We start from the raw sequence: 18,196 nt of genomic DNA on the forward strand, positions 1-18,196 counted from the left end.
GTTAAAACTTCAGCGCTGAATCAAAACCACGTTCAATTCGTTTTCCGGCTGCATATCGTTCCAGCGCCAGGTTAATGAGTTTACTGATCAGTTCAGTAAAACTCACTCCGCGTTCCTTCCACATCATCGGAAACATCGATGAGTTGGTGAATCCGGGAATGGTGTTGATTTCGTTTACATAAACTTTCCCCTTTTTGGTCAGAAATAAATCAACGCGTGCAAAATCTTCACAGCGTAAGGCTTCATACGCTTTAACTGAAACTTCACGAACCAGTTTTATAGTGGGTTTATCAAGTTGTGCAGGCACTTCGATGGAGACCGCATCGGGGTCAACGTATTTCGCATCAAACGTGTAGAACTCGTAATTCTTTTTTAAAACAATTTCGCCCGGATTTGACGCTTGAGCAGGAGTGTTGCCCATCACGGCACATTCAATCTCTCTTCCGGTAATAAATTCTTCAAAGATCACTTCATCATCATACCGAAAGGCTTCATCCAGCGCTTTCTTAAATTCAGATTTTTTGGAGACTTTCGAAACGCCAACTGAAGAACCCAGGCTTGCCGATTTCACCATGAAGGGCAGCTTTAATTTCTTTTCGATTTCGTCAAATCCGATTTTCCTTTTTTCACTGAAGCGATAGGTAACAAATTTCGTTACGGGTACTCCGGCTTCTTTGAGTAAGCGCTTTGCAACAACCTTGTTCATGGAAAGGGAAGAGCCCAACACGCCCGTTCCAACCATAGGCAAATCCATGGCTTTGATGAGTCCCTGAATGCTGCCATCCTCACCATCGGTGCCGTGCAGTACCGGAAAAATCAAGTCTACTTTAACGCGATCTCCGCTAGCCAGTAAAATCAGTCCGGCATTTTTCGGGTCAAGAATAAGGCCTAACGATTTTCCCTGCTCAATGTCTTTAGTAACTCCCTGGGTCAAAAACCACTGGCCGGTCTGACTGATACCTATGGGCAGGGGCTCAAAGCTTTCCTTATCGATAAACTCGAGGATGTTGCGGGCGGAGTTAACGGAAACACCATGTTCTACAGAGCGCCCGCCATAGAGCAAGGCAACTTTCTTTTTTCCTGACATTCAGAGTAGTTTAGCAGCTTCAAAGATAATCAATTCCGGGGCAACGACCGGGTGCTTTTTACCGGGAAAGATAAAACTTAGACGCGTAAAAGCGATCGCCAACCTGTATCCGCATGATGTAAATGCCATCAGCTGCATTACCCAGTTCAATGGGGAAGGTTTGGTTGAGAATATTGGTGGCTGTAGTGTTTATAAACTCACGTCCCATTACATCGACCACATAGATACCGATAGCCTGGCGTTCTGAAAGATTAAAGGTAACTGTGGCTTCATCACCGTTTTTCCAATAAATAGAGTAGGGTTCGTTCACATCGAGGCGTGTTGGATCATCGTCCAGAAAAAATTCAACGTTATCAAGATACAGGTTATTGCCCCTTGCATTGGTAAATACAAAGGCAATTCGGATCTGTTGTTCACCGCTATACTCAGAGAGACTCAGGAATTTATCTTTGTGCCAACCAAAGTCAGTTGTTGGTTGCCAGGGTTGATTGGAGGTTTCAATGGATAGCGCTTGACCTTGTTTGTTAAATGTGGAAGGTTGATAAGTTTTTCCGCAGTCTGTTGAAATTAAAACTCGAAGTCCGTCATTTTTTGTTTCGTTGAGTGCGTATGAGTAATCAAAAAATATACTAGCTTTTGTGATGCTACTAAGGTCTATTATGGGGGTTGTCAACCACACCTCTTCACCAACTATTCCCTGGTTGAAGGCTTGCACAGTAGCTGAATTCCCGAAGTTGGTGGATGTAAGTTCCCATTCAACACCACCAAGCGGACTAACTGTTGGCCAATTCAACACATCAAATCGTTGTCGCAGTGGTAGATAATCTTCAGATTGATCGACAAGAACGGTGGCATTTATAAAACTATTGGAAGGATCTTCATCGGCCTCACCGTTGGCTTCCGTAATCTCTATGAAAACATTATTCAAGCCAGTGGTCAGGTTTACGGCTGAGGCAAGATTGATTAACCGTGTTGCACCACTGGGCAGTGCAGGTGTTATTGGTAATACAACGTTAGACTGGCTTAATTGATTTACCTGGTAACTTAAGGTAATGGAGTTAAGCTCAACATCACTTCGGTTCAGAATAGTTATGCTTAGTGGGGCGGTAGTTGAGCAGGAAATTGGAGAAGGGGAATCAATTCTATTGACAGCTACATCTATCCGTTCACAAATAGCGGGTGTTTCGAGTCCCGGTGAAGTAAGTAAACTCATTCTTCTAGGCACAGCAGGGTCATTCAAAATGAAGTCCATTCTTTCAACTTGCCCAGTGGTTAAAATATTCATGCACGCATCATCTGTGTAGTCCATATAATTCTGAAACATACGATTAAAAGCACCACAACCGGAACTCTGTGGGTTGGTAGGGCAGCTGGTTGTACTATCTTCTTGAGTTGGCGTGTCTGTCACGTAATCATTTCCACAGTTACTATCTCCCCAAATGTGGCGAAGGCCAAAGAAGTGCCCTAATTCGTGCGTAGTTGTTCTTCCTTTATTGTAGTCAGGTTCCAGAACAAACGGCCCGTAGTCATTGCTTCCGAAAGCTTCATAGTCAATAACTACACCATCGGTCTGCGCCAAGCCACTTTGGTATTCTTCAAGTCCCTCAAGGTTTGATACAGGAAATTGTGCGTAGCCCAGTGATAACCCGGATAGATCAGTCACCCAAATGTTCAGGTAATTTTCCGAGGGCCAATAGCTCTGCGATTTTAGTGTGGCATCATCTGGCACCCGCGACCACGATGACTTACTTCCTTGCACCCGCACAATTCCATTTGTACACAATCCGTTTGGGTCGCTTTTAGCCAAAACAAATTCGATATCCATGCTTCCGGCCACTGGAAGAAACTCAGCAGGCGTATTGGAAGCATCGGTATTCAGTCTTTTAAAATCATTATTAATCACATCCAGTTGGGAAAAAATTTGTGCATCTGAAATGTTGGTTCCGGTACCTACAGGTTCTCCGTTATGAATAACGTGAACGACAACCGGAATCTGGTAGGGTTCATCTTGTTGCCGATGTGTTTCACCCTGCTGTTGAAGCATTCGTTTCTGCAGATCGCGTTTCTGCTTTAACCACTGCTCAAACTGAGCATCAGATTGGGGTAGCTTTCCCTGGTTGCGTAGTTGCTGCATGTACTGCACGGTTTCGCAGCGTTCTTGAGCGTGCGCATAAAATCCCGATAAGGAGAAAAGAGATGATAAAAGTAAGAATGTAACCAGCTGACGCACAGACCCCAATTTAGACAAAGCTATATCAGTCAAAGATAGTAATCGTAACCGGAATTTTGGAATCGGGTTTGGAGCTTGTTCTCCGCGGTTTTTGTATTGAATTAATTAGAATGCCCTTAAGATTGGTTAGAACCAATACTCAAGCCTAAATACGCAACACTAAGAAGTTGTAAGATTCACCACCTCAATGCCTTTCACTTCAGGCACGGCCTTTTTAATGGCTTCTTCAACGCCAGCTTTAAATGTCATGGTCGACATGGGGCAGGAACCACAGGCGCCAAGGAACTCAAGCTTTACAATGTGGTCATCAGTGATCTGCTGGATTTTCACGTTGCCTCCGTCTGCTTCCAGGTAGGGGCGAATCGTATCCAGAGAGGCTTCAATGCGTTGTGTAAGATCCGTGAGCGTATTCATTAAACTTTCAATTCAACCCGTTTTGTTTCCGCTAAGTTAGCATTTCTAATGGCAATTTGTCGTGCCAGTGATTCTGCCAAGGTGCGGAATGCTTCTGCCGTAGGCCCTTCTTTCATTACAGCCGGTAAGCCTGAGTCACCGCTTTCGCGGATGCCCTGTACCAGCGGAACTTGTCCGAGAAAAGGAACACCATATTTTTCCGATAAGTTCTTGCCACCATCTTTCCCGAAAATGTAATACTTGTTATCGGGCAATTCTTCCGGAGTGAAGTAGGCCATGTTTTCTATAACACCAAGCACTGGTACGTTGATCTGCGGCTGCCGGAACATGGCTAACCCCTTGTTCGCATCGGCAATCGCTACCTTTTGTGGTGTGGTAACGATAACCGCACCAGTTACCGGAACGGTTTGTACCAACGTAAGGTGAATGTCACTTGTTCCTGGAGGGAGGTCAATCAATAAATAGTCTAGTTCGTCCCACACGGTTTCGCTAAAGAACTGCTTCAGGGCTGCACTGGCCATTGGCCCACGCCATACCACTGCGCTGTCGGGTGGAGTTAAAAATCCAATCGACATCAACTTTACACCATATTGCTCCAGTGGAATGATCATAGTTTTGCCGTTGATCTCCTTCACTTCGGGTTGTTCAAACTCGCAGTTGAACATGGTAGGTATGGAAGGTCCATAAATATCAGCATCAATCAATCCTACTTTAGCGCCTTGTTGCGCAAGCGCAACAGCCAGGTTACTGGTAACGGTAGATTTGCCCACGCCACCCTTTCCGGATGCAATGGCCACAATGTTTTTTACCTGCGGAAGGAGTGGAGCATTGTTTCGAGTGGATGTAACCGAAGAAGTTATGGTAATGTCGATGGGTGTGTCTTTACCAACCACCTTTTCAACGGCATCCATACAATCTTGCCGGATCATCTCTTTCAACGGACAGGCCGGAGTGGTGAGCACTACGGTAAAAGCAACACCTTTATCCGAAACTGACACATCTTTAATCATCCCCAGGCTCACCAGATCGCGCTTCAGGTCAGGGTCGTTAACGGTGGAGAGGGCTTTGAGGATAATTTCTTGAGTTACAGACATTAGTTAGATTTTAGAATTTTATAGAATCCAGTATTATTATGGTTTGACCTAATTTGTAATAGTAATAAACCAGGGGGATATTCCTGCATATTGATTTCGTTCATTCCTGTTTTGAGGGAAATTAATTTTTTCCTTCCCAATACATCCAGTATTTCCATTGAATCAGCGTGCGTTTCATTCTCAATAACAAGTTTATCTACAACTGGGTTAGGGTATATTCTAAGGTTTTTAAAGATATCAGATTCTGTTGAAGTAATCGTTTCAATAACGGTCTCAATGCTTGTTCCTGTAAAGGTGAAATCAACGATCGCATTATTATTGTTAACATTAACGGCAATGGGCTCATTCATCGAAAAGTCAATTGGTTTAAACAGTAAAACAACGTTGAATGTTCCGTTTCCGATTTGCTCAAAGGTATATTCTCCTTGGGGGTTCGTATGGGTTAATCTCAAAGGTGTATTTGTTTCAGAAAGCAATACTATGGGTAAGTTTGTTAGAGGAATAATATCCTTTAATCTGCCCGATGATGAATTTGTAAATACATTGCCACTGATTTCATTGGGGCCGGTTGTGGTTCCGGTGAGGGACAGTATTTCAAAGGTTATGGTGCTGTCCGATCTGAGTTTGAAGAAGCTTTCTGGTGTAAGAAAAAGTGACGCATTAAAGATGGTGGGGATATGGTTGGAGGGGTTATTAGAATCTGGTAGGTAATATAATGTATGTGGTTTTGGATTAATGCGGTAAATAAGTTCATCAGTTACTAAGCGGGTATCAATCAGTTCTAAAGAATCCTTTCCTTGTCGGTATAGAAAAAGTGTTCCGGAAGTTACCGTCTGTTGGTTTTCGTCATGTGTATTAACTACAAGGTCAAAATATTTTTCATGAACAAAAAAATCAAACCGTTCCTGTGGTAACGTGAAGCAATTCTCAGAATTGGTACATGCAATTGATATCCGATAGTAGTCACTATCCAATGGTTGTGGGAGAATGATTTGCCAGGCGTACGTTGTCGATTGCTGATAATTTAATGTAATACTTTCAGAGATATTTTGTGTAAATAAGACATTACCAAGTGTATCACCTAAAGTTAAGGTATATTCCTGGAGTAGATTTGATGTACTTTTTCCATAGTTTATTATTAATGCAAGTAGATCAATTTTGTCATCTGCGGTGGTTAGATCATCTGGAAACGACATCCCAACCTGTAGGAGAGGAACACTTTCCTTAACTTGGAAATTCAGTGCAAAAGGTGTTGTAAAACATCGTGTACCAGTATGGCACTCAATATGGACAGTATAGTGTCCAGCAGGTAGGGGATCTGTTAAATTCAATACCCAAGTCTGTACCAATGATTGACCTTGATTTAATGTTATGCTTCGATTTATGTGTACTGTTTTAACTATGACGCCCTGTTCATTCTCAAACTCAATGGTGTAATTTTGTCCAGTATTACTAAAGGAATTTTCCCCGACATTCTTTAGCTCCACGGTTAATCCAAATACGCTATTTAAATCATTATATTCAGCATTAAATGTTGCTGTCTCAATCGAAATGCTTGGAGAACGATTTACTATGAGTTGTGTAGTAAGTGTTGAATTATTGCATTCAACATGATAGGGAGGCGAGCTTATGCAAGAAAAGCTGACTTCAATAGTATAAGTTCCTTCTGCTAACTCGGTATCGCCAAGCGGAACCAAAAAATAACCATATGCATCATAAGGATAAGGATATAGAAGATTTATGTTTGTGAAGTCGGATGTTGTAGTGGCAAATATTGTTATCCCATCAGTGTTCTTGATCTGAATGCTAAAGTTGGTTGGAACAGACAAATAGTTAGCGACTGAAATACCATCATTCTGTACTGTTGCAGCATAAGAAATAGAAATTGATTCGTCTGTTGTAAATGCCTGGCTTGTTGAAATATGTTCGAAAGTGAGTACGGGTGTGGTAAACGCTATTGTATTGTATGAAGTTTGAGTATTATTATCGTAATTGGTTTCTTCAATATTCTGGTCTGGGTTTAATTTTATTATTACATAATATTCTCCAGCGGGTGGTATTTCCAGAAGACTGCTAACATGCAAAGTCCAACCTTCCTTTGATTCACCACCAGCTAATAGGTAGGATGAATGCGTTGCGCTTTCATAGTATATTTTGTAATCGCTGACATCAAGGGTCTCATCAAGTGAAAAGTAAAAATCAATCCCATAGCCAATGGCATCATCAGTGCCGTTGTTTCGCATATTTACAAAAATACTCATTGGCTGACCTGGTGAGTGGCTGATCAGTGGTCGTCCTGGACCAAATAGCTCCAAATCAATATTTGTCTGGCTGTCTAATGTGGGCTTGGACAACCCGATGGAAACAGCCAGTAAGGTCAGTAGTGTGGGGGACAGTAGAAATTTGAGCATTTTAATAGTAAAACCCCAAATTTCGGTTTTAAAGCCTTTTCGGCAAAATCTTCCATGCCATAAACTATCTTTGTACCCTTATTTTATTTCTGCAATCTGAGAAATGATCTCCCGCCAAACCATAGATGAAATCCGCAACCGCATTGATATTGTGGATGTGGTCAGCGACTTTGTTTCCCTGAAGCGGTCGGGGCAGAATTACAAGGCGTTAAGCCCGTTTACCAACGAAAAAACGCCTTCTTTTTACGTGGTTCCCTCCAAGGGCATTTTTAAGGATTTCAGCAGTGGCAAAGGGGGTGATGGCATCACTTTCGTGATGGAACATGAGGGCATGAGCTACGTGGAAGCCCTGAAATACCTGGCCAGGAAATACGGGGTTGAAATCAAAGAAGACGACCGAACCCCTGAAGACCTTGCCGCGCAGAGTGAGCGCGACAGCCTCTATATCGTGATGCAGTTTGCGAAGGATTACTTCAAGGAAACCCTGCATAAGCATGACGAGGGAAAGAGCATCGGTCTGAGTTATTTCCGCGAACGGGGTTTTAACGATCGCATCCTGGAGAAATTCGAGTTGGGGTACAGCTTAAATGAATGGAGGCATCTTCACGATGAAGCGTTGAAAAAGGGTTTCAGTGAAAGTGTTCTCGAAAAGGCGGGACTGATCATCAAAAAAGAGGATAAGGTTTACGATCGCTTTCGCGGACGTGTCATATTTCCGGTGCATAACCTCTCCGGCAAAGTGGTTGCCTTTGGTGCGCGTATTCTCACCAAAGAAAAAGACCAACCGAAGTACATCAACTCACCGGAGACCGACATCTATCACAAGAGCCAGGTATTGTATGGGTTGTATCAGGCCAAGAATGAAATTCGCAAATACGATTTCTGTTTCCTGGTGGAAGGGTACACGGATGTCATCTCCCTTCATCTTTCTGGAATTGAAAACGTAGTAGCTTCTTCGGGTACGGCATTAACCGAAGAGCAGATTCGCCTGATGCGCAGGTTCACCGAAAACGTAACGGTGTTGTTTGATGGTGATGCGGCCGGTATTAAAGCCGCGTTGCGCGGAATTGATCTTGTTCTGAAAGGTGGATTGAATGTACGCGTAGTGTTGTTACCGGATGGAGAAGACCCGGACAGCTATTCAAAAAAGTTAGGCAGCTCAAAATTTCAGGAGTACCTGAAGGCGCACACCAAAGATTTTATTTCGTTCAAGATTGATTTGCTGTCTGCCGGCACCTCAAACGATCCGATTAAACGGGCAGAGGCAATTCGTGAAATTGTTACCAGCATTGCGCTTATCCCTGATCCGATCAAACGGTCGGTATACATAAAAGAAACGGGTGATTTACTGAAGATTCAGGAGTCGGTATTGCTTACGGAGCTAAATAAAATTCTGATTGCAGAGAAAAAGAAACGCGATCAGGAACGCATGCGTGACGAGGTTGTTGAACCACTTCCCGAAATTATCGATGAAGTTGTTCAGGCCAGCAAGACAGACGCACAAACGATGGTGCAGATGCAGGAACGGGAAACGATTCGATTGTTATTGAATTATGCTGAAAATGGTGTGGGTGATGATCAGAAAGTAATTGATTTCCTGTTGAGTGAATTGGATGATGTGGAATTTATCAATCCGGTTTACCGGGAAATATTTGATGCATTTAAAACCGGAGCCGAAAGTGATACGCGAATTGATAATTTCTACTTTCTTGAAAATGGATCGGATCCGGTAAAGCGTGCCGTGGCAGATTTGATGACATCGCGGTACGAAACGTCACCGCATTGGAGCGACAAGTATCACATCTATTTCCCGCACGAGAAAGAGGTAATTCATGATGTGGCGATGTCAAATGTGCTGCGCCTGAAATTCCGTCTGATACAGAAAATGATGGAGGAAAACCTGAAAGACTTGAAAGCAAGTAAAGATGATATAACTGTTGATAAGCACCTGGCAATACACGCCCAACTTAAAGAATCCGAACGGCAGTTGGCTTCTTTCCTGGGGATAGTGGTTTCCAAGTAGCGGAACAATAGTGATTGTGAATATGTTTGAATAACAAGTTTGTTTAAAAACGAATGGAAGAGCCAATTAAGCTGGATTCAATCGAAAGCGCGATTGAAGATATTAAGAACGGGAAGGTAATCGTGGTTGTCGATGATGAGGACCGCGAAAACGAAGGCGATTTTATCTGTGCCGCGGAGTGCGTAACGCCCGAAATCATAAACTTTATGGCCACCCATGGCCGTGGATTGATATGTGCCTCACTGATTGAGGATCGTTGCGATGAGCTTAAACTCGATCTGATGGTAGGGAAAAACACTGCCACATTTGAAACACCTTTCACTGTTTCGGTTGATTTAATAGGTCACGGGTGCACAACCGGTATTTCTGCGCACGACCGGTTTAAAACCATCCGCGCATTGGTTGATCCGGAAACAAAACCTGAAGATTTGGGTAGACCCGGCCATATTTTTCCGCTTCGCGCCAAGCGTGGTGGTGTATTACGTAGGGCAGGACATACCGAAGCCACCATCGACTTTGCGCGACTGGCAGGTTTCAAGCCCGGTGGCGTGCTGGTTGAAATCATGAATGAGGACGGCTCCATGGCCCGTCTTCAGGATTTGAAAAAAGTGGCTGACCGGTTTAATCTCAAGCTGGTTTCCATTAAAGATTTAATCGAGTATCGGATCAAGAAAGAGTCATTGATCAGTCGTGAAGTGGAGGTTGATATGCCAACCGATCACGGTCATTTCAAGTTAATTGCATTTCAACAAACGAATACGCAGGAAACACACCTCGCGCTGGTTAAAGGAACGTGGGAAAAAGATGAACCGGTAATGGTACGGGTACACTCATCGTGTGTTACAGGCGATATTTTTGGTTCGTGCCGGTGCGATTGTGGACCACAGCTACATCATGCCATGGATATGGTGGAACGCGAAGGTAAGGGTGTGGTGTTATACATGAAACAGGAGGGAAGAGGAATCGGGTTGTTGAACAAACTGCGGGCATATAAATTACAAGAGGATGGGATGGATACGGTTGAAGCCAATATTCAACTGGGTTTTGATATGGATGAACGCGATTATGGTGTGGGTGCGCAGATTCTTCGCGATCTGAACGTAACTAAAATCAGGTTAATTACGAATAACCCTAAGAAGCGTGTAGGGTTAATGGGGTATGGATTAGAGATTGTGGAGAACCTTCCGATTGAAGTGGTTCCAAATCCGCATAACGAAAAGTACCTCGTTACCAAACGCGATAAACTGGGACATACAATTTTAAAACATTAAGTGAAGGAAGTGACAGGCAGAGTAATAGCAGGTATTGTTTTTAGTTTTATTGTCACAACAGTACAGGCACAGGAATGGCCGTTTGAGTTGTGGCATGAGGGAAAAATTGTTCTCACATCCGGTGATACATTGAAAGGTTTGGTGAAGTATGATCTGGAACAAGATCTCGTACAGTTCAATGACCAAAAGGATAATATAGCTGCCTATACATCGCGGAAGGTGCTTTTCTTTGAAATATTCGATAATACGCAAAAACGTTACCGTAATTTTTTCGCTTTGCCCTACACTGCAAATAATACAAACTATTTAACGCCCGTATTTTTTGAATTGTTGGAAGATGGAAAGATGACACTCCTGGCCCGCGAGGCATTGGAGTACCGAACGTTCAGTTCACCTTACTATTATGGCTCGTTTACACGACTGGTTTTGGTGTACAAGTTTTTTTTAATGGATGAGAAGGGAAACATCAATCAATTTACCGGTAAAAAAGGAGAGTTGTTGAGTATGATGGGCAGGCAAGCCAACGATGTGGATCAATACATGCGGAAAAACCGGTTGAAAATTGAAGACCCTTCAGACTTTACACGTACCGTTGCGTACTACAATTCCTTATTCTGAATTCCTGATTTCTTATTGTGCGCGTAGTCAAGTAGATTGCACCTTGTTTCAATTTTGAATTTCTTATAAAATAGTATGGCAAAGCCGTTGATTTTAGTTACGAATGATGATGGCATCACCTCGAAAGGTATTCGCACGTTGGTGAATGTGATGAAGCAGATCGGTGAGGTATTGGTGGTTGCACCCGATAGCCCGCAATCGGGGATGGGGCATGCGATTACCGTTGGTGAAACCTTACGGCTGGAAAAGAATCACATCTTTGAAGGGATAACAGCCTTTGAATGTTCAGGCACCCCGGCCGATTGCGTGAAGATGGCGCGCCACTTCGTGTTGAAAGACAAACGCCAACCCGATGTGGTGGTGAGCGGTGTGAATCACGGAAGCAATACCTCTATCAGCGTGTTATACTCCGGTACCATGTCGGCTGCTATTGAAGGTGCCATTGAAGGCACGCCTTCAATTGGTTTTTCGTTGTGCGATTATTCACACGATGCCGATTTTTCACATACGGAAGGCTACATCAAATCCATTACTGAGCAGGTATTAAAGAGAGGATTACCAAAAGGTGTAGCTTTGAACGTTAACTTTCCGCCAAAACGAAACGAAGCGATAAAGGGTGTACGCATCTGCCGGCAGGCAAATGCCAAATGGGTGGAGGAATTTTTGCAACGCCATGATCCGAATGGAAGAAGTTATTTCTGGATGACGGGCAACTTTGTAAACTTCGATAAAGGCGAGGATAACGATGAGTGGGCTATTGCCAACAACTACATTTCCGTGGTGCCTTGCCAGTTTGATTTAACAGCGCATCAGGCCATTCCGGTACTAAATGAGGATTGGGATATCCTTCAGTAGAGTTGCTTACTATACCGGATCAACATCTATAATAATCCGTAGGCTGCGAAATTCTTTCTCCGTTTGAATTTTTGTGGCAAGTTGTGATAGCGTTCTTTTGATTTGCGATAGATTTCCCGAATCACGCGGAATTTTAATCAGCATATTCATCAGGTACTGATTGCGTATGCGTGAAACCATCGGTTCACCCGGTCCTAACACGCGAATACCCTGTATCTCCTGAACGATCATTCGGTGAAGTTGACCAATCGCTTCCTGTACCGTTTTTTTATCGATGTGCTTTAGCGTTAATTCAATCAGCCGGCTAAAGGGTGGATATAAATGATTTCTTCGGTCGTCAATTTCCTGTTGATAGAATTCATCCATACGGTGATGAACAACATGCTGAATAACCGGATGATCCGGTTGTGATGTTTGAATGACCACCTTGCCGACTTTCTCACGCCTTCCCGCACGACCACTTACCTGTGTGAGTAACTGAAACGCCCGTTCATACGAACGGAAATCCGGGAAGTGCAACATTTTGTCGGCATTAAAAACACCAACCAAACTAACCTTATCAAAATCCAATCCTTTGGTAACCATTTGCGTGCCGACCAAAATGTCAGTATCGCCTTGTTCAAACTGTTCGATAATGGTTTCGTATCCGGTTTTACTTCGTGTGGTCTCCAGGTCCATTCGCTGAATATGTGCTTCCGGAAAATGAAGCTTCAATTCTTCTTCCAGCTTTTCTGTTCCATAGCCTGGCGTGTGCAATCGCGTGGATGAACAAGTCGGACAACTACCGGGCATAGGCTCCTTGTATCCGCAATAATGACAAACCAGTGCATGTTTGTATTGGTGATAGGTAAGACTCACCGCACAGTTGATGCACTTCGGTATCCAGCCACAGTCCTCGCAATGAAGAATAGGTGAGTAGCCCCTGCGATTTTGAAAAATAATCACTTGTTCCTTTTCTTTTAAGGACGATTCAATACCCTTCAATAAAATTCCGGTAAACTCACCCTTCATGCTTTTGCGCCTCCGCTCTGCCATTACATCCGCCAATACCACTTGTGGGAGTTGTGCGTCTCCATATCGTTTGCTTAAGTGTACATAACCATACTTTCCGGTTTTTGCCAAATGGTATGATTCAACCGATGGTGTGGCTGACCCAAGAATAATTTTAGCATGATGCAAATGTGCCATCATCAGGGCAGCATCGCGAGCGTGATAGCGTGGCGCAGGTTCCTGTTGTTTGTAGGATGTGTCGTGTTCTTCATCCACGATAATCAACCCCAGGTTATCGAATGGTAGAAATATGGACGACCGTACGCCTACCACAAATTTAAAGTGTCCACTTAGTACTCCATTCCAGACTTCCACGCGCTCGTTATCAGAAAAGCGAGAGTGATACACGCCCATCTTATCTCCGAATATTTTTCTTAATCGTTGTACGATTTGGGTGGTCAAAGCAATTTCCGGCAGCAGGTAAAGTACTTGTGTTCCGCTTTCCAATGCCTTTCGGATCAGGTTTACATAAATTTCTGTTTTTCCACTTCCGGTAATGCCGTGAAACAGAACCGTGGAGTGGGTCTCTAATTCTTTCAGTATGGCTTGCTGGGCTTGGAGCTGATCTTCACTTAGGGCGACATCTGGTATTTCAGTTTCGGTTGGTAAATCGAAACGCGAAACAATAATTTCAAATTCCTCCAGTATACCGTTTTTAATAAGTGTATTCAGTGCTGAAGTTGAAAACTCGGCTGTGGATAAAATACTTTTCCGCAGACCGGTTTTGTTCGCTGCCGTGTCGTGTAATACGGGAACATCTTGGAGGTATTTAAGCAGGATGGCTTCCTGCTTGGGTTTTGTGCTTAGCTCGTTAAAAAGTTCTTCCAATGCTTTGTGTTGCGTATACGCAGCACGAAGTCGAATATATTTTTCTTTTTTTGGCTTGTATTTCTCTTTTACTTCTTCAAATAAAATTATAGCCTCTTTTCCGGCCAACGATTTCAGGATACTGTAAATGCTTTTAATGCCCAGCAAGGAAGCAATGTCAGAATATTTCATAGCACCTGAAGCCAGGTGTTTAAGTAACATGCTTTCCTTTTCTGAAAAATCAAATAGCGTTGTTTCCCAGTCGAAGGCCGGGTGCAGTTGTACCATCGATTCGCTGGAGAGTTTCAAACCGGATGGAAGGCCAGCATTCAGTGCTTCACCGGGCGAACAAAGATAATAGTCGGCTATCCAGTTGTAGAAGGTAAGTTGCTGGGCGCTGACGATGGGTTCTTCATCCAGAATTTCCAGAATGTATTTGGCTTCGTATTCCGTTGGTGGATTTTCGTGTAAAGAGACCATGATGCCCGTCAGGATTCTCCGGTCACCAAATTGCACGATAACGCGCTGACCGATCCCTGCCTTGTTATTCCACTCGAACGGTATCCGATACGTGAATAGTCGGGGCACTGGAACCGGCAACAAAACTTCTGCGAACAAGGTCGTCCGCGAATCGGTGGTTAGTTCATGCTGCACGTTTCGGTAAATCGTAAAGCTAAGATTTATTTAGAATCTGTTCGAGTGCTTCCTGCGCCTTTTGTACCGGTTGTTTGCACGTGAAATGGCGACAAACGTAAAAAGTCGTCTGCTTGTTAATGGCTACTTTTTCGCGCAACAAGGGCAGACTACTTTTATCGGATGAGCCCATAAACCGGGTTAGCGGAAGATAATGTTCACGTAAGGACGCATACGCTTGTTTGACCTGATCGCCCACAATTACTACTTCCGCAGGGTTTGATTGCCATTCGGTAAACGCAATGGCCCAATTCGACATGTAGTTGGGCTCTTTGGTAATTAATTCAGAAAATCCGCTGATCATGGCGTGAGCCGTTTCTTTCCAACTCGAATTGTCCAGTAGCGTACCCAATTGTAACAGGTTGCGGGCCATGATGCTGTTTGAAGCGGGGATAACATTGTCAAACAATTCCTTTCTTCGGGCAATCAGTTTTTCAGCGCGGCTGCTGGTGAAGAAAAACAGGTTATCCGTGGGGTCATAGAAATGTTCCAAAACATATTCAGTAAGTGCAGTGGCTTTTACAATCCACGCTTCATTAAAGTCAGCTTCATAAAGTTTCAGGTAAGCCTGAACCAGGCAGGTATAGTCTTCCAGAAATCCTTCTGTGCTTGAGCGTTCATTTCGGAAAGAACGAAAGCAAACAGTGCCCTCCATCAGATGCGTTTCCAGAAACGTTATGTTTTTTCTGGCCAATGCAAGGATGGATTCATCCTGAAGGGCCTGGTAGGCGTCCACCAGTCCAACAATGGTCATGGCGTTCCATCCTGTAAGGATTTTGTCATCAAGCCCCGGACAAATGCGCTGTTCCCTGAGGGACAGCAGTTTTTCATGACAACGTTTAAGATTTTCCTGCCATGCTATATCGGTAAGCTTGTGTTCTATTAAGAATTCATCGTCAGGAAACACACGTTTAAGGATATTTTGTCCGTGTTCCCAATTTCCGACATCGGTTACACCGTAATATGTACAGAACAGTTGAGCGCCATCACCTAATGCATTTTCCAATTCAGCTTTTGTCCAGCAATAAAATTTCCCTTCAACGCCTTCGCTGTCCGCGTCAAGGGCAGAATAAAATCCACCATCCGGGTGCATCATTTCCCGCTCCAGCCAACTGATGGTTTGCAAAAGAACTCGTTTGTAGGATGCTTTTTTTGTTAGGGAGTAAGCTTCCGCATATAAACTCAGCAGTTGGGCATTGTCGTACAACATTTTTTCAAAATGCGGAACGAACCATTCTCCGTCCACGGAGTAACGGGCAAAGCCGCCACCTGCCTGGTCGTAAATTCCACCTTGTGCGATTTTATCTAACGTAAGGGTAAGGTGCTTTAATGCATTCTCATTATTTGTAAGGTGGTGAAACCGTAGCAACCATAACCAAATGGATGGCATGATAAACTTGGGTGCCTTTTCAAGGCCGCCCCAGGTGTAATCAAAATTGCGTTCGAGGTTATTGTAAATGCGTTGCAATGATTCTTGAAATGCAATCTCATCTTTACCGGATGATCGAAAGCGATTGCTGTCGTTTGATGAGAGAATTTTGGTCAGCTCTTCAGCTGAGTCCGTAATTTCTGATCGTCTTTCGTGGTAAGCTTGATGGATGTTTCGCAACACCTGCGCCCAAACCTTAGGCGGAAAGTAGGTGCCACCGTAAAAAGGTTTCTGATCGGATGTTAGAAATACATTTAACGGCCAGCCGCCATTGATGCCCATCGCCTGCACGGCCTCCATATATACCTGGTCAATATCCGGTCGTTCTTCACGATCAACTTTTATGCACACAAAGTATTCGTTCATCATGTTAGCCAAATCTTCCTGTTCAAAGCACTCGCGTTCCATCACATGGCACCAATGGCAGGAAGAATACCCGATGCTGACGAGAATGGGCTTGTCTTCTCGCTTAGCTTTTTCGAGTGCTTCAGTGTTCCACTCGAACCAATCTACCGGGTTGTAGGCATGCTGCAACAGATAGGGTGAAGCGGAGTGAATGAGCCGGTTTGGTTTTTTATGTGCTGCGGTTGTCAAGGTTTGGGATAGCTGTAATGGCCAATGATTTTGTATGAAAATAAACAATCGGAAATTTCCTGCCCGTTGCCAATGTTGTGAACTATGAGGTAACGTTCTCCGTCTTCCGATTTTTTATTGATAACAATCCCGATGTGCGTCAGGTTTCCGCCCAGGTTCCACGCTACGATATCTCCGGGCTTGTAGTCATCAGGATTTTTCGAAATCACTTTGGTGGTTCCAAAACGTGAAAAGTAGGTCATCAGATTCGGTACTCTGCGGTGGTCAATATTTTTATCCGGTTTGGTAAGTCCCCATTTGTTTGGATACAGATTGAAATTCTTTTTCATGTCTTCATGCACCTCTTTCTGAAGATCTATACCCAGTTTCCGGTATGCCCGAATGATGACATCGGTGCAGACACCTTTATCAGCGGGAACATCCCCATTCGGGTAAGGGATCGAAAAATAGGATGGATCATAGGTAACCCGGTCGTTTGTTAAGGCAATGGCAGCATCCGATAAGGTTACGGCATCGGTTTGGGAAAATCCCAGTGAAATGAGAAGACTTAGAAACGTAATGAACACGCCCCTCATATCAGCTGATTTTTTATCGATTCTATTTCTTCATCCACTGAAACCAGATTACTTACTTCGTTCAGTTGCGCCAGTAACCCACGTAAAAAGGTTTGATGCGCTGAAGATGTAACATGAAATGGTTTGTGCTGTAATCCGGATCGGATTTTTTTCCACTTCTCCAGAAAAGCTAAGGTGTTTTCATCAAAATATTTCTGGCAGAATTTTGCCCAGATGTACTCCTCCGCATCTGTTGAAGGGTGAATCATATCCGACTTGTAGAAGCGATAGTCGCGTAAATCATCCAACAGAATTTCGTAGGACGGAAAATAATAAACATCCTCGTGTTGTTGTGTTAGCGTGTGGCAGGCCAACCGCAAAACGGATTTGCTTACGCTATTTAATTCTAAGGTGTCTTTCAGGTGTCGCACCGGACTTACTGTTAGAATAATGTTCAGGTTCGGATTGAAGGCTTTTAGTTTGGTATACAGTTCTTCAAACGAATCGAGCATGCGTTTTTGTGTGCTGAGTTCTTTATTGAACTGGTTGGCGGGAATTTTATGACAATTGGCCACCACTTCTCCGGTATCTTTTCGGGTATAGACCCACGCAGTTCCATACGTAATCATCAACCACTTGGCATCTTTCAGAAAGTAGTGGGTTTTGCCAATGGTTTCAATCAGTATTTTTTCAAGTGCGGGTTGCGATAAAGCCGATAAGGAAGAATGAAAATTATAATTCTGGTGAATATCATGATTGATTAAGAAGGTATGCGGGGAAGGTAAATGGTTGTGAATGGCACCGCTAAGTTGATGGTGAATAGATATTGGATTGTAGACTGTGCCAAATGGATTTTTAAGTGTATAGAATTTGTGTTGAATCAGTTGCTCGCCAATGGTATCCGCAAAACACGATCCGATGGTAAGCAATTGATCTCTAATGGAAATCAATTCAGCCGATCGGTTAACATCCAATATGGTTCGAAAGGTATTCATTAGACTGCGTATGTAAAGTTAGTCCTAAATTGGATACTACTGAAAAAACAAAACCCCGGCTGGATACCAAC

At 43.6% G+C, this 18,196-nt stretch carries 13 protein-coding genes; 4 read left to right on the top strand and 9 right to left on the bottom strand.

Annotation, left to right across the window (positions count from 1 at the left end):
* Position 1: 1 nt before the first annotated feature.
* The 5 genes from QY309_06245 to QY309_06265 all read right to left on the bottom strand — a co-directional run bounded on the left by QY309_06245 (position 2) and on the right by QY309_06265 (position 7,236).
* The gene (locus tag QY309_06245; protein WKZ61080.1) at positions 2-1,087 is read right to left on the bottom strand and encodes a D-alanine--D-alanine ligase family protein; all 1,086 of its coding nucleotides are present in this window, start codon (positions 1,085-1,087) and stop codon (positions 2-4) included.
* A gap of 58 nt (positions 1,088-1,145) precedes the next feature.
* Positions 1,146-3,317 (bottom strand): M43 family zinc metalloprotease, encoded by a 2,172-nt coding sequence (locus tag QY309_06250; protein WKZ61081.1) that lies wholly within the window; start codon positions 3,315-3,317, stop codon positions 1,146-1,148.
* A gap of 159 nt (positions 3,318-3,476) precedes the next feature.
* Positions 3,477-3,731 carry a NifU family protein gene (locus QY309_06255; protein ID WKZ61082.1) on the bottom strand — a complete coding sequence of 85 codons (255 nt, stop codon included), beginning with the start codon at positions 3,729-3,731 and terminating at the stop codon, positions 3,477-3,479.
* Positions 3,731-4,825, bottom strand: coding sequence for an Mrp/NBP35 family ATP-binding protein (locus QY309_06260; protein WKZ61083.1), 1,095 nt, complete (start codon positions 4,823-4,825; stop codon positions 3,731-3,733). Before QY309_06260 ends, QY309_06255 begins: the two co-directional genes overlap by 1 nt.
* A complete protein-coding gene (locus tag QY309_06265; protein WKZ61084.1) occupies positions 4,825-7,236 on the bottom strand; it encodes a T9SS type A sorting domain-containing protein in 2,412 nt (803 codons plus the stop codon). The genes QY309_06260 and QY309_06265 overlap by 1 nt, the downstream gene beginning before the upstream one ends.
* 103 nt (positions 7,237-7,339) lie before the next feature.
* Between QY309_06265 and dnaG the strand changes: the two genes are divergently transcribed.
* From dnaG to surE, 4 genes are all read left to right on the top strand, one after another.
* A complete protein-coding gene (gene dnaG, locus QY309_06270) occupies positions 7,340-9,259 on the top strand; it encodes a DNA primase (GenBank protein ID WKZ61085.1) in 1,920 nt (639 codons plus the stop codon).
* A 53-nt stretch (positions 9,260-9,312) separates the two neighbouring features.
* Entirely contained in the window at positions 9,313-10,530 is a 1,218-nt protein-coding gene (locus tag QY309_06275) for a bifunctional 3,4-dihydroxy-2-butanone-4-phosphate synthase/GTP cyclohydrolase II (protein ID WKZ61086.1), read from the top strand.
* A gap of 9 nt (positions 10,531-10,539) precedes the next feature.
* Positions 10,540-11,148: a hypothetical protein gene (locus tag QY309_06280; protein ID WKZ61087.1), complete on the top strand. Its 609-nt coding sequence runs from the start codon at positions 10,540-10,542 to the stop codon at positions 11,146-11,148.
* Positions 11,149-11,223: 75 nt separating this feature from the next.
* Positions 11,224-12,003 (top strand): 5'/3'-nucleotidase SurE, encoded by a 780-nt coding sequence (surE, locus tag QY309_06285; GenBank protein ID WKZ61088.1) that lies wholly within the window; start codon positions 11,224-11,226, stop codon positions 12,001-12,003.
* 9 nt (positions 12,004-12,012) lie between these two features.
* Here the strand turns inward: surE and priA are convergent, their stop codons facing one another.
* The 4 genes from priA to QY309_06305 are packed head-to-tail and all read right to left on the bottom strand — an operon-like array spanning position 12,013 to position 18,125.
* Entirely contained in the window at positions 12,013-14,514 is a 2,502-nt protein-coding gene (gene priA / locus QY309_06290; GenBank protein WKZ61089.1) for a primosomal protein N', read from the bottom strand.
* 19 nt (positions 14,515-14,533) lie between these two features.
* Complete coding sequence (locus QY309_06295; GenBank protein WKZ61090.1) at positions 14,534-16,576, bottom strand: thioredoxin domain-containing protein; 2,043 nt, start codon at positions 16,574-16,576, stop codon at positions 14,534-14,536.
* On the bottom strand, positions 16,573-17,151 hold the full coding sequence (locus tag QY309_06300; protein ID WKZ61091.1) for a DUF1287 domain-containing protein: 579 nt from the start codon (positions 17,149-17,151) through the stop codon (positions 16,573-16,575). The genes QY309_06295 and QY309_06300 overlap by 4 nt, the downstream gene beginning before the upstream one ends.
* Positions 17,148-18,125, bottom strand: coding sequence for a GSCFA domain-containing protein (locus tag QY309_06305; GenBank protein WKZ61092.1), 978 nt, complete (start codon positions 18,123-18,125; stop codon positions 17,148-17,150). The genes QY309_06300 and QY309_06305 overlap by 4 nt, the downstream gene beginning before the upstream one ends.
* Between the last annotated feature and the right edge of the window lie 71 nt (positions 18,126-18,196).

This window comes from Cyclobacteriaceae bacterium, assembly GCA_030584025.1.
GTDB lineage: Bacteria > Bacteroidota > Bacteroidia > Cytophagales > Cyclobacteriaceae > UBA2336.

Bases quoted from the DNA above. Each gene is read 5' to 3' on its own strand.
- dnaG (WKZ61085.1), top strand. From the start codon at position 7,340: ATGATCTCCCGCCAAACCATAGATGAAATCCGCAACCGCATTGATATT.
- QY309_06265 (WKZ61084.1), bottom strand. From the start codon at position 7,236: ATGCTCAAATTTCTACTGTCCCCCACACTACTGACCTTACTGGCTGTT.
- QY309_06245 (WKZ61080.1), bottom strand. From the start codon at position 1,087: ATGTCAGGAAAAAAGAAAGTTGCCTTGCTCTATGGCGGGCGCTCTGTA.
- QY309_06255 (WKZ61082.1), bottom strand. From the start codon at position 3,731: ATGAATACGCTCACGGATCTTACACAACGCATTGAAGCCTCTCTGGAT.
- QY309_06260 (WKZ61083.1), bottom strand. From the start codon at position 4,825: ATGTCTGTAACTCAAGAAATTATCCTCAAAGCCCTCTCCACCGTTAAC.
- QY309_06300 (WKZ61091.1), bottom strand. From the start codon at position 17,151: ATGAGGGGCGTGTTCATTACGTTTCTAAGTCTTCTCATTTCACTGGGA.
- QY309_06305 (WKZ61092.1), bottom strand. From the start codon at position 18,125: ATGAATACCTTTCGAACCATATTGGATGTTAACCGATCGGCTGAATTG.
- surE (WKZ61088.1), top strand. From the start codon at position 11,224: ATGGCAAAGCCGTTGATTTTAGTTACGAATGATGATGGCATCACCTCG.
- QY309_06275 (WKZ61086.1), top strand. From the start codon at position 9,313: ATGGAAGAGCCAATTAAGCTGGATTCAATCGAAAGCGCGATTGAAGAT.